Annotated in this window: 7 protein-coding genes; 6 read left to right on the top strand and 1 reads right to left on the bottom strand. The window is 36.3% G+C overall.

What is annotated here, in order from left to right; translation table 11 throughout:
* The 6 genes from ACXR6G_RS16655 to ACXR6G_RS16630 all read left to right on the top strand — a co-directional run bounded on the left by ACXR6G_RS16655 (position 1) and on the right by ACXR6G_RS16630 (position 9996).
* On the top strand, positions 1 to 1629 hold the full coding sequence (locus ACXR6G_RS16655; RefSeq protein WP_458362579.1) for a hypothetical protein: 1629 nt from the start codon (positions 1 to 3) through the stop codon (positions 1627 to 1629).
* Positions 1630 to 1645: 16 nt separating this feature from the next.
* Positions 1646 to 3559 carry a 1,4-alpha-glucan branching protein GlgB gene (gene glgB, locus ACXR6G_RS16650; protein ID WP_458362578.1) on the top strand — a complete coding sequence of 638 codons (1914 nt, stop codon included), beginning with the start codon at positions 1646 to 1648 and terminating at the stop codon, positions 3557 to 3559.
* Between the two features lie 139 nt (positions 3560 to 3698).
* Positions 3699 to 6104: a glycoside hydrolase family 31 protein gene (locus ACXR6G_RS16645; protein ID WP_458362577.1), complete on the top strand. Its 2406-nt coding sequence runs from the start codon at positions 3699 to 3701 to the stop codon at positions 6102 to 6104.
* Positions 6105 to 6553: 449 nt separating this feature from the next.
* On the top strand, positions 6554 to 8266 hold the full coding sequence (locus ACXR6G_RS16640) for a histidinol-phosphatase HisJ family protein (RefSeq protein WP_458362576.1): 1713 nt from the start codon (positions 6554 to 6556) through the stop codon (positions 8264 to 8266).
* A 38-nt stretch (positions 8267 to 8304) separates the two neighbouring features.
* Entirely contained in the window at positions 8305 to 8751 is a 447-nt protein-coding gene (locus tag ACXR6G_RS16635; RefSeq protein ID WP_458362575.1) for a C-GCAxxG-C-C family protein, read from the top strand.
* Between the two features lie 624 nt (positions 8752 to 9375).
* Positions 9376 to 9996: a transposase gene (locus tag ACXR6G_RS16630; RefSeq protein WP_458362574.1), complete on the top strand. Its 621-nt coding sequence runs from the start codon at positions 9376 to 9378 to the stop codon at positions 9994 to 9996.
* Positions 9997 to 10223: 227 nt separating this feature from the next.
* Here ACXR6G_RS16630 and ACXR6G_RS16625 read toward each other — a convergent pair whose 3' ends face one another.
* Positions 10224 to 13331, bottom strand: coding sequence for a hypothetical protein (locus ACXR6G_RS16625; RefSeq protein ID WP_458362573.1), 3108 nt, complete (start codon positions 13329 to 13331; stop codon positions 10224 to 10226).
* Positions 13332 to 13335: the final 4 nt, after the last annotated feature.

The following is a 13335-nucleotide window of genomic DNA, read 5'->3' as shown; positions in this document are numbered from 1 at the left end:
ATGACCGATAAAACAACCCAAAATACCCTGCATTCTACTTTTGTTTCTGATAAGAAATGGGAAGCCCTGCTTGATGATAAGTTTTTTGTAAAAGAGTTTCTTTCTGAAGTTTTAGAGGGATATATAATTAAACAACGTTGGTATGGTGGTAAAGCTTGTAAGTTAAAATATATAGAGCTTTCTGACTATTTTAAAATTCAACAACAGAATGAATTATATTATGGCTTAATCCTGGAGATAAATTTCGAAGAGGCTTTTTATCAGCATTATTTTCTGCCAATTGCTTTTGTTACCGACGAAAGTTATTCAAATCAGGATAGAATAAATTCTCTAAGCATAGAAGGAAAAGAGGGTTATATAATAGATGCTTTAAACTTAGAAGCCTTTAGAAAGCTTGTTTTTGAGCAAATCTTAAGTTCACCCAAAAGTAATTCGAGTAGTTTACGATATCATAAGAATAAGGAATTTAGGAAGCTGACTTATGAGTCTTCTCGATTTATGGGGCTTGAGCAAAGCAATACGTCTATCGTTTATAACGAGAAGTATGTTCTTAAATTTTTTAGAAGAATATATGCCGATAAGAATCCCGACTATGAAATGAGCAGGTTTTTGTCTGAAAAGAAAAATTTTAAAAATACGCCACGTTATCTGGCTAGCATAAATATTACAGATTCAGATGATGGGCATATTACCATTGGCTTAATGCAGGAATTGGTGCCAAACCAAGGAGATGCATGGGACTATATGCTAAAAGAGTTAGATAAAGTATTTCGTAATCTTGAAGATAAAAATATCAATGTGGATAAACTGCCACTTGTTGATCCTTTTTTAAGATTAGAAATTGGAGATGTCCCTCCGCAAATAATTGACTGGGTGGGCTTAAACCTCTTGTTGAAAATTCAGAAACTAGCAAAGCGTAGTGCCGAAATGCATAGTAAGTTGGGCTCAGAATTTGAAGATGCTGCTTTTACACCAACTCACTTTAACAGTGATTATACAGTGTGGCTAAAGAATAAAATGCTCTATCAGTTTCAGAACAGGTTAAATACAATTGAGAATAATTTGCATAACCTGAATGGTTTAGCTCACGAATTAGCATTGGAATTTCTTGATAAGAAAAATCAAATAAGAAAACGCTTTGTGAACTATGACTGGACCAAGCTGAAAGGCGAACGTATCCGTATCCATGGGGATTATCATCTGGGACAAATACTTGTTAAAGATGATGATTTTTATATCCTCGATTTTGAAGGAGAGCCAGAAAGTACCATCATTGATAGAAAGGTTAAACAACCGCCACTAAAGGATATTGCGGGTTTATTTCGATCTTTTCATTATGCGATATATGCTACAATATTTAATCATGCAGATGACTATAAGCATTCTCAGGAAAGCTTATTTAAAGCAGGAGAGATTTTGTATCACTATTTTATAGGCATATTCCTAGGTACCTATATTAAGGAGATTCAGAATGCGAATTTAAATATTGGATACGATCAGGAGCGCATTTTTATTTTGAAATATTGTTTGTTAGAGAAAGCTGTTTATGAGTTGGGTTATGAGTTAAATTCTCGTCCTAGCTGGGCTGTTATCCCTTTAAAAGGCATCTTAAACATCATCAACAATTAAACAATAGCATAAACGTATGACAGAAGTAAAAGCATATAGCTTGTTTTCAGATTTTGACATTAACCTTTTTAAAGTAGGAAAACATTACAGACTTTACGAAAAATTCGGGTCACATATTATAACATTGGATGGCGTAAAAGGAACCTACTTTGCGGTTTGGGCTCCTACGGCGAAAATGGTTTCAGTTATTGGTGATTTTAACTATTGGTTAGAAGGAGAACACGCTCTTAATGTCCGTTGGGACGAAAGTGGTATATGGGAAGGTTTTATTCCCCATGTAGAAAAGGGGAGTATATACAAGTACAGTATACTGAGTAATAACAATGATATAAAAACAGAAAAGGCAGACCCTTATGCTCGAAGTTGCGAGCATCCCCCTAAAACAGCTTCTGTTGTTTGGGATGATTCATATTCGTGGAAAGATAAGAAATGGATGAACAAGAGAAAAAAGAACAATGCTCTTAATGCTCCTTATTCTGTTTATGAAGTTCATTTAGGCTCATGGAAACGTAAATTGGAAGATAATAGTTTCTTGTCTTATAACGACTTGGCAGAACAGTTGGTCGATTATGTGAAGGAGATGAATTTCACCCATGTTGAATTGATGCCTGTAATGGAATACCCTTACGATCCTTCTTGGGGATATCAACTGACAGGTTTTTTTGCACCGACTTCGCGCTTTGGTAATCCTCAAGAGTTTAAGTTTCTAGTCGACAAGCTTCATCAGAATGATATAGGTCTTATTCTGGATTGGGTGCCTTCACATTTTCCTGAAGATGCACACGGACTAGGATTATTCGATGGTTCAAATCTATATGAACATCCTGATAAAAAAAGAGGCTATCATCCTGACTGGAAGAGTTTAATTTTTAATTATGGACGTAACGAAGTCAAATCCTTTCTGATTAGTAATGCACTATTTTGGTTAGATCAATTTCATGCCGATGGCTTACGTGTTGATGCTGTTGCCTCAATGTTGTTCCTAGATTATTCTCGAGAATATGGAGAATGGGAGCCTAATGCATTAGGAGGAAAAGAAAATCTGGAAGCCATCGCTTTCATGAAAGAACTTAATGAAGAGGTTTATAAATCTTTTCCTGATGTACAGACCATAGCAGAAGAATCGACTTCATTTCCTATGGTATCTAAACCAACCAGCATGGGCGGACTAGGTTTCGGAATGAAATGGATGATGGGATGGATGCACGACACCTTAGAATTTTTTAAGAAAGATCCGATATACAGAACCCATCATCAGGACAACCTAACTTTTAGCATGACATATGCTTTCTCCGAGAACTTCATGTTACCCTTGTCTCACGATGAGGTTGTTTACGGTAAGCAGTCGCTATTAAATAAGATGCCGGGTGACGAATGGCAACGATTCGCTAACCTAAGATTATTATATGCCTATATGTATACGCACCCTGGGGCAAATTTATTATTTCAAGGTGCCGAATTTGGTCAGAGTGAGGAATGGAACTTTCAGCAAAGCTTAGATTGGCATCTGTTGGAATATGAGGGGCATAAAGGCATTCAGGAGCTTGTAAAAGGCTTAAATACTTTTTACAAAGAAGAACCGGCTCTTTATCAAAAACAGTTTCAGCAAGAAGGTTTTGAATGGATCGATTATAGTGATTCAGAAAATTCCGTATTGGTTTATATGAGAAAAGGACAAAATGAAGATGACAATATTATTGTTGTTTGCAATTTTAACCCCAAAGAAAAAATAGATTATCGAATTGGACTACCGAAGTTAGGATTGCTAAAAGAGGTTTTCAATAGTGATATAAAAGATTTTAATGGAACGGATGATTTTAAAAATGAGACGATAAAATCAGAAGATAAGCCATGGCAATCGAAGGAATGTTCAGGTTTATTACAAATACCTCCATTGGCTATGCTTGCCTTTAAATACATAAAAAAATAAGAACGAGACTTGCTGGTATAAGCATGCCTTAACAGGTTGTGTTTGGCTTAAGCAAGTCTAATTTTAAGCTGTTTTCATACGTGAACTCGCTATGATTATTGTGAAACCTTTGAATAATTAATACTCCAAATTATAATTTATGATTATTAATACCGAATTAGAACAGAAAGGGAATTTGTTTCCCTCAAAAGTAACTGGCTATAATAAAGATGTTGATACTTTATATTTCACAACAGATAACGAAGTTGTTTTACAACTAACGGTTCTTCGCGATAGTATATTAAGATTTAGATATACAACCGTAGGAACGTTTGAGAATGATTATTCATATGCCATATCAGAAAAAGTAAGCACTGGATACAATCATTTGGAAATTGTTGAGGAAGATGAATTCTATAAAATAATTACCTCAAAACTAATCTGTCATATTGCTAAGGATGATTTAAGAGTATCCATATTCGATGCTTTAGATAATACTTTAATTAGTCAGGATGAGCAAGGTTTCCATTGGGAGGAATGCTATCAGCATGGAGGTAACATTGTTAAGATGAGTAAAGTTTCTCATGATGGAGAGAGTTATTATGGTCTTGGTGATAAACCAGAGCACCTGAACTTAAAAGGGAAACGATTTGAGAATTGGGTGACCGATTCATATGCTTTTGGGAAAAAGACCGATCCTATCTACAAGGCCATACCTTTTTACACGGGTTTACATCACTCTAAAGCTTATGGTATCTTTTTCGATAACAGCTTTAGAACTTACTTCGATTTTGCTCAAGAAAGAAGAAATGTAACCAGCTTTTGGGCACAGGGAGGCGAGATGAACTATTATTTTATCTACGGACCAGCAATGGAAGATGTGGTTGTTAATTATACTGATTTAACAGGGAAACCTCATAAACTACCTCCACTTTGGGCTTTGGGTTATCATCAATGTAAATGGAGTTATTATCCTGAAAAGAAGGTGACAGATATTACTCAGAAGTTTAGAGACCTGAAAATTCCTTGCGATGCAATCTATTTAGATATCGATTATATGGCAGGTTTTAGATGCTTTACATGGAATAAAGACTATTTCCCAGATCCTAAGCGTATGGTGAAAGAATTATCCGATCAAGGGTTTAAAACAGTAGCCATTATCGATCCTGGTATTAAAGTGGATAAAGACTATCCTGTCTTTAAAGAAGCTTTGGAAAATGATTATTTTTGCAGACGTGCTGATGGACCCTATATGAAAGGGAAAGTTTGGCCTGGAGAATGTTATTTTCCTGATTTCACAAAACCTGAAGTGCGAGAATGGTGGTCGGGTTTGTTTAAAGAGTTAATTGAAGAAGTTGGTGTACAAGGTGTTTGGAATGATATGAATGAACCAGCCGTTATGGATGTTCCAAACAAGACATTCCCTGATGATGTTAGACACGATTATGATGGAAATCCATGTAGTCATAGAAAAGCACATAATGTTTATGGGATGCAGATGGCAAGAGCAACCTATCATGGACTTAAAAAATTCAATTACCCTAAACGTCCTTTTGTTATTACGCGATCGGCTTATTCAGGAACTCAGCGATATACCTCTTCCTGGACTGGAGATAATGTAGCTACTTGGGAACATTTATGTATTGCCAATATACAGGCCCAACGAATGGCCATGTCGGGTTTTTCATTTGTAGGTAGTGATATTGGTGGTTTTGCCGATCAACCTTCTGGTGAGTTATATACTCGATGGATTCAATTAGGCGTCTTTCATCCTTTCTGTAGAACCCATTCGTCGGGAGATCACGGAGATCAGGAACCGTGGACTTTTGGAGATGATGTAACAGACATTGTACGAAAATTCATTGAGTTGAGATATCAACTTCTTCCTTATTTGTATACCGCTTTTTGGAAATACGTGACAGAGGGTACACCTCTTTTAAAATCCTTGGTACTATTCGATCAGGAAGATGTTCATACACATTATAGAACTGATGAATTCATTTTTGGTGATAAGATATTGGTTTGTCCTATTCAAGAGCCTAATGCCATTGGAAGAAGAATGTATATTCCACGAGGAAGTTGGTATAATTATTGGACTGGAGAAATGATTTCTGGTGGAAAAGAAATGTGGGTTGATGCAACTATTGAGACAATGCCAATTTTTATAAAGGCAGGAGCGATTATCCCTAAATATCCAATTCAGCAATATGTGGGAGAAAAAACAATAGATGAAGTCGTTCTTGATGTGTATTATAAAGAAGGAAAAGAAAGCTCTATATTCTTCGAAGATGCCCACGATGGGTACGATTACCTTAAAGGAAGATACAACTTAAGTACTTTTAAGCTTAAAGGTAAATCTAAAGAGCTGATCATACATCAACATAAAGAAGGTAAGTTTGTGACAGACTATAAAATGTATAAATTGAAGATTCATGGTCTTCCTTTCGCAATAAAAAAGATACAGATTGACAATGAAGATTTTCCATTAAGTCAAGTGAAACTGATAGATAATAATACAATAAGTATCGATCAAAACTTTTCGCATATTCATATTTGGGGAGAATAAGGTTTATTCTTCAATATGCTTACAGTATAATGGGGATTGTTTGTTGAAACAATCCCTTTTTTTCAAAGGAGTTTACCTGCTTTAAACCAACTTAATTTTAAAAATAGCCTTAAGTAAAAATGAATCAAATATCTTTTGAATTGATTGGTCAGCTTGTTGCTAATATGAGTGCACAAGAATGGATAGAGCTTTATGAAAGTAAACTAAAGAAGTAGAGCAGATAAATTAAAATGAAAAGAGGACCTCGAGTCCTCTTTTTTTTGATGTAATGATGAAGCCTATCTCTCTTCTTGGTAGATCATTTCTATTACAAACGTTTTCGTTTTGAAAAATATCGATTGTGTCTGATTATCTGATGAAAAGGCATTCTGTTTGCGGTGTTCAGAGGAACAAAAAGTTTACCTTTAGGCTTCGATCAGTTTTTTACTGGTCTATTTCGAAAGAATAATATGGAACCGATGCAAGAAGAAAAGAAAATAGGTTTTCCTGATGCGTTTTTATGGGAAACTCATGGTATTCATGTGGGAACAGGAAACGACCATGTGAAACATGGAATTGACGATATTGAAATTATTACCCAGGAAGCGATCAATAGAGCTCATCCCAATATTACATTCATCATTCATACACCACGCATGACTCGTTTCCGTTATGAGGCAGAAAAGCGGACTGATATTAAATTTATTCGTGGGCATAACGCCTATTTAGACTACCCAAAGAAGATTTCTAACCTGAAAAAAAAGTTCGGACATCTTATTAATATCAAATACGGAATAGAATTAGAATGGTTGGGGCCTGATCTGGGTTTACAGTGGAATCGATCCAAAATTTTCCAAGCTCAGGATGCCGATTTTGTTATTGGCTCTGTTCACTTTTCGCGTGAAGGAATAGCCTATGATGGATCGCTTGAGGAAGCTCAACGCTTAGTTGAAATTCGTGGGGGAGTCGAACAATATTGGGGTGCTTATATCGAAGAAGTCATTGAAATGATTGATAGTTCTTGGGATATGATTCAAGTGATTGGTCATATTGATTTACCAAAACTATATGTTCCGATACCTAAACCTTTACTAGAACTAGATACGTCTAAGCATTTTTTGGCTAGACGAATGCGTGTCTTATTAGAAATGCTTAGTGAATACAATTTAGCATTGGATATCAATCTTGCAGGTATCCGAAAGAAATGTGGCATTTACCCCGATGTATCTATTCTTACCAGAGCTAAAGAATTAAATATACCCATTGCGATCGGTACGGATGCCCATTCATTAAAGGATTTGGCTAAGGATTATCAAGTAGGAATAGACTACGCTTTAGATAGCGGTTACAAGTATTATGTCAGTTTCTCCAAATGTATTCCTGAGAAGCATTCGTTGATCTTTGGTGAAGAGAAAGCCGAGCAATACAAGGTTTTGAATTTAGGTATTAAAATGTTGAACAGTAGATTTGAAAGTTCAAAACAGCGAAGAATACCTAAGTTCTCTTTTGGAGGCGCCTTTTTAGAATTGAGTGATGATCATCACAATTCAACTTCCTTAGGAGAATATGAGGCTATTCGAATTCGGAAAGGAACCAAATCGATAACCATCAGCCATCAAAAACCAGATAAACCATTTGAACGTGTAAAGGGACTTTTTTCTCATCACCAGGATAAAGCAGGTGTCTTATCTATCTTATTCAATACCTTGGCATCTGAGGAGATCAATGTGGATACAGCTTATCTCAATTCCAATGATGATGGAACAGCGACTGCCTTCCTAACTCTTTCGGGCAATGATGAGCAGATCAGGAATGCGGTTGACTTTGTAAAAGGAACATCAGGGGATAACTTTTTTGATATCTATTTTGGTGATAATCTTGAAATACCTGATCTTAAAGATGGCGATAACTATCTATTGGAGGTGGATGGTGTAGATCTCCCTATAGCAATTAGTTCACAGATGTTAGTGACAGTCCATAATAATGTATCAGGAGTTTTGCTTATATTGCTCTCTGCCATGGCTTCCCAGAATATCAATATTCTAGATCTTCAATTGGGGCATCGTGGTAATAAAGGTTATGCAGCCTTAGGCGTAGATGGAAATCCAAGGGTTGTTCGTGAATTATTGTCTCTATTAGGCGATCAGTTTCATGAAACAACGCATTTACATCTTAAGCATTAAAACTAATTAAGAGGGAATTAATAGGAAATTAGAAGCTCATGAAAGAAATTGAAGAAAAAGTAATTCACTCATTCTATAATGGGATGAATTGTGCTCAATCTATATTAACGGCTTATGCCGATCAGTTGAAATTCGATCCGAACTTTGCATTGTCTGTATCCAGCGGTTTTGGTGGGGGCATGGGAAAGTTGCAAAAAACTTGTGGTGCGGTTACCGGATCCTTTATGGCTTTGGGAATATACAATTCTCAAAAGCACATCGAGAATATCGAAGCTCGTAATGCAACCAATAAAATGATTCAGAAGTTTACGGTCGATTTTGAGGCTATGCATGGTTCGCTTGATTGCAAAGCCCTTCTAGATTGTGATTTTACAACCGATGAGGGTGAAAAACGATTCAAAGATAAGGACCTAAAGAAAAATGTGTGTTCTAAATGTCTAGCCGATTCAGTTAAATTGATTGAAGGTTTGATAGGGGATAAATAAATTGATAGTCCTAAATCAAAGCTTAGACAATCAATCCACATAATACTGCCCAAACCTGAATCAGGTTTGGGCTTTTTTGTACGAATTCAATTCCTCCATTTCAATATTTCCCATAGTTTCCCTTCCTTATTTTAAGGAGGGGTGGTGCAATATTTCGGTCATTGAGCGAAGTCGAAATGCCAAAGCCCAAAACGCTTTGGCTTTTTCAATGCTCATCATTTTAAGAGTTTACCTTTCCATATCCTGCACCTATGCATCGAGCTGAGCCTTGTATTGAGCTTTTTGGTCATTGATAAGAGTAGAAATGCGAAACAAAATAAGGTGGCGCAGTCGATTCTGCAATGGTGGGGTGAAATTTATAATGGAAAATACGTAGAGACGCCCTACTAGGGCATCTGTAAATCGTGCAAATCAAAAAAAAATACGTTTAGATCCCCAGGTTGAGTACCATTACCTAAAAAAAATGCGTTTGTAAATCATAGAAACCCAAAATATATCATTGTATTTGGGTAAATTACGTAGGATTCAAATTAATAATACCACGTAGAGACGCCCAATCTGGGCGTCTGATAAGGGTTATGAGATGTGATTCATTGCGTTTGTATATCTAGATCATTAGAAATTATGGTAGATAAATTTCAAAATAAATACCGTATACCATCTGCCCGATTAAAAGATTGGGATTACGGATCGAATGCCATTTATTTTGTTACCCCTTGCACGCAGCACCGCGAATATTATTTTGGCGAAATAGTAGACGGCAAAATGATATTGAACGAAATAGGGAAATTGGCCCAAAACTTTTGGATGACAATCCCCAATCATTTTCCATTCGTAAAATTGCATGCATTTGTCATCATGCCAAACCATATGCACGGTATTATCGAAATCAATAAGCTAGAGACGACCAAGCTGGGTGTCTGGAATAATACCAATATAACGGGTTCAAATAATGTAATGGCGCCTAATTTGGAAAATGATTGTACAAATACCGATAATAATACCAAGACGCCCAAATTGGACATCTCTACGAATAAACATTGGAAACCAGGGGTATTGGGTGTAATCATCAATCAATACAAAAGAATTTGTACGCTAAACGCCCGCAAAATCAATCCCCAATTTGCATGGCAAACTCGCTTTCACGATCATATTGTTCGCGATTTTGATGAATATCATCGAATAGAACACTACATACAAAATAACCCACGCAAGTGGAAAAAGGATGTTTTTTATTCCAAATAATATCACGTAGAGACGCCCAATCTGGGCATCTGATTAGGATTATGAAATGTGATTCTTCGCGTTCGCACAGCAAGTAAATCATACAATTAGCTTCTAAATGGGTATAATATCCATAAGACAAAAAAAATCCTGACAAGCATTTAGCCTGTCAGGATTTCTATATTTAGCTTGTATAAACCCAGCCCTAAATTACGGGAGTGCTGGGGGAGTCGTAAATAAATAGAACTCTATTTAATTACCTTAACATTCTCCTTAAGCGATTCTGAAATCAGCTTTTTCAAACGTAGCGTTTGCTGCTCCAGTGCGCCTTGCTTTTTGGGATCGTAAAGATGTTTATATTGACAAGGAACAAGCTTATATTTCAATTCATCCATTGTACCGCTTACATCTAAGCCCAATCTAACGGGTAAGGGTGTATCTGTTACCGATATGTGATAATTAAAGTGATTGTCCGTATTATGACGTCCAGAAATAACAGCTTTATAATTGTCCATCACAATAAGGAATGGATATAAATCAATTTCATCTTTAAAAAGAGTCATCTCAACACTAAGGCTATCTATAACATTTTCAGTTTTTTTCTTAAACAGGAGTTTACTGGCAATCATGTTGAATGTTTCGGTATCCATAAGTGTTAGATCTTGCCCCTGGAAAGCTGCCGCACCACGAATTGTAGATTGCTTAAGAGAATAATCACTCTTAAGATAGGTCTCTCCAGCTAAATGAAATTCGCCTTTCCCTTTGAATGATTTTAGCATTGGAATCATAGCGTCAACAGAAGGAATCAGAGCAACGAGTTCGGAAACATCAATATCTAAAAGGTGAAAATCGATGCCAGAAAAAAGATGATTTTTTCTGTCCGAACGGTACATTGCCGTTAACTGCATATTGGCTGCTCTACTCGTAAAACCCATTTGGTCCAATACAAGCGTACCATCTTTAACGCTTAGTCCACCTTTAATGTTTTCGATAATATTATCATTTACGATAGTCTTATCAATTGTTGTGTTTAATCGAATTTCGACACCTTTAGGTACCATAAACGGATCGTCTTCGGAGCTAATAGCTTCGTTGCTAACAAGAGTTGAATCTTGATTTCCCATGCCGCTAAAAATGTCCATCAGCTCATAGATATCGGTATTTTTAGAGACCAAATTAAAGTTCCCTTTAAGCAAGGCTTGCTTGTTAAGATACTTAGAGATGTCGGTAAGTTTACCAGTAAGGCTAAAGTCGGAATCACCTAAAATTAAATCAGCTTTCTTAATCACCATAGTATCGGGATCAAGTGTAAACGATATGTTTGGAATCTCACCCTTCAGTTGTTCACCTAAGTCATAAATGGCATCGGAGAAATTGATAGCCACTTCGGGTTGCCATTTAAGTATAATATTATTCTGCGAGTCGTCGTACTTCAGATTTGTTTTGGCATATAGCTTTTTAGCATCAAACAGAATAGAGTCTTTGCTAGCGATAACAATTTCTTGACTGTTAAGTGTAGAATTGATAAGCGCAATTTCTTGTTTCGCTTCACGTGTTGGAGCATATTCAAATTGTCCCTTTGCATGGTTGGCGCTAACCGATAAGGTATCAGCCGAAGCATAAAGGCTATCAAATTTAAAATGACAGGACGATATGGGTGCAGATACGCCTTTTGCCAGCTGATTGATATCCACAGAAAGCTCAAGATTTTCTGTCGCCGCACGCATAGTAGGAGACAGGTTGATATTCAAGTTTGGTGCCTCAATACTGATGTTTGCAAACCTAAGGTTTTTATCTAATCTGCTTTGGCTAGGTAAATTAAGTTTAAGCTTCGCCTGAGGCAAGTTCACCTTTATACTGTCGTCATAGCAGGCATAAAAATTTTGGGTCTCGAAATCGCCAGTTAAATAGATACGGTGATAGGCCTCCTTATCCAAATCAGACTGAGAAAACTGGGTATGCAGATTGCCATTAAGAGAACCCCGAACACTAATGTTTTGATCTTTGGGTATAAACGGCTTAAAATCGGCTAAGTTAAAATCACTTTTCGAATAGATGTTGTAGACTGGCGTTTCCAAAATGTTTGAAATTTCGCCTTTAAGAGAAACTGAACTGCGCTCTATTTTGGCAGAACTACTGTTTATAATCAGGTTCGAACTCTGGTTTTTATTCAGATCTACCTTAGTCGACATTGATAATTGAATAGCCTTAACGCTTGGATAACCCGTGTACTTAATTTCGCCCTTATAGTATTCAATATTTGCTGTTACAAGGGGAGTGCTTGTCTCAGACATAAGCCCAGTTACCGATCCCGATACTTTTGCGTAACCCTTAGCCCTTATATCTTTTAGCGGCTCCGAATAGGCTTTAGGAACAAGAGCTATAATTTTTTCAATATTCAATTCCTCAGTCGAATAGTTCATGTTGGTTGATATCGAATAATCTTTCAATACGTTTACATGCCCATTAAATGAGATGGCTTGCTCATCGTTAACAAGGAGTCTGGACTTCTTAAAATCATAAGAATTCTCCGATAGCTTGGCATTAAAAGCTAAGTGTGTGTCAAATTTCATCTGAGATAAAAGTGTATCACCAGCCATAGAAACCGACATGGCCTTACAAACAAGCTTTAAATCGGAATCGAATAGATTTGTGTCCTTAGCCTTAGACTTAATTTTTAGATCACAATTCTGGGCCTCAACATAAAGAGCCATTGAGTCGGATGTTGTAAACAGCAATTTATTTAATTGCATATCCAAATCAAAATACTGTTTCTTTTTGTTGTATTTAAGCTCCAGCTTAGCATTTAAGTTGTTAATGTCAGCTTTTCTAAATGTTGACTCATCGGTATAGGTGGCATTAAAATTCTTAAATTCCACATTGCTAATGTCGATATCATCAAATGATGATGCTTGAGAATCAGCTTCTGACGAATCGGAACTGCTTTTTAAAATATCGATATTAGAGTGACCAAGCGAGTCTATTTTGAAATTCAAATAGCCATCTTCAACAAGAAATGGGTTAAGCTTTATATTGCCGTCCAACAAATACGACATCACATTTACCGAAGCAAAGCATTTGGGGGTGTATAAGAGCGTATCCGTTTTCGAGGTATTCGTACTCTCTGTTAAACAGAGGTTAGTGATCTCAAGCCCAAAAAATGGATAAGTACCAAAAAAGGTAGGTTCAACTTTTTCGATAATAGTATGGCAGACTAAATATTCTTTTGCCTGTTTATTAACTATTGGTGTTAATTTTTCTGGTGTAAAAATATACCACATGCCCAGTGCAGCAGTTATTATCAATACAAAAACTAATACCAGTAAAGCTTTACCAACCTTTTTTAATATTCGCATTTTA

The organism is Ancylomarina sp. YFZ004, assembly GCF_054254355.1.
This window is presented reverse-complemented; position numbering and strand designations above follow the sequence as displayed.

What these genes read in the sequence shown, in the direction of transcription:
- ACXR6G_RS16645 (WP_458362577.1), top strand. Translation starts at nt 3,699, where the DNA reads ATGATTATTAATACCGAATTAGAACAGAAAGGGAATTTGTTTCCCTCA.
- ACXR6G_RS16630 (WP_458362574.1), top strand. Translation starts at nt 9,376, where the DNA reads ATGGTAGATAAATTTCAAAATAAATACCGTATACCATCTGCCCGATTA.
- ACXR6G_RS16655 (WP_458362579.1), top strand. Translation starts at nt 1, where the DNA reads ATGACCGATAAAACAACCCAAAATACCCTGCATTCTACTTTTGTTTCT.
- ACXR6G_RS16640 (WP_458362576.1), top strand. Translation starts at nt 6,554, where the DNA reads ATGGAACCGATGCAAGAAGAAAAGAAAATAGGTTTTCCTGATGCGTTT.
- ACXR6G_RS16625 (WP_458362573.1), bottom strand. Translation starts at nt 13,331, where the DNA reads ATGCGAATATTAAAAAAGGTTGGTAAAGCTTTACTGGTATTAGTTTTT.
- ACXR6G_RS16635 (WP_458362575.1), top strand. Translation starts at nt 8,305, where the DNA reads ATGAAAGAAATTGAAGAAAAAGTAATTCACTCATTCTATAATGGGATG.
- glgB (WP_458362578.1), top strand. Translation starts at nt 1,646, where the DNA reads ATGACAGAAGTAAAAGCATATAGCTTGTTTTCAGATTTTGACATTAAC.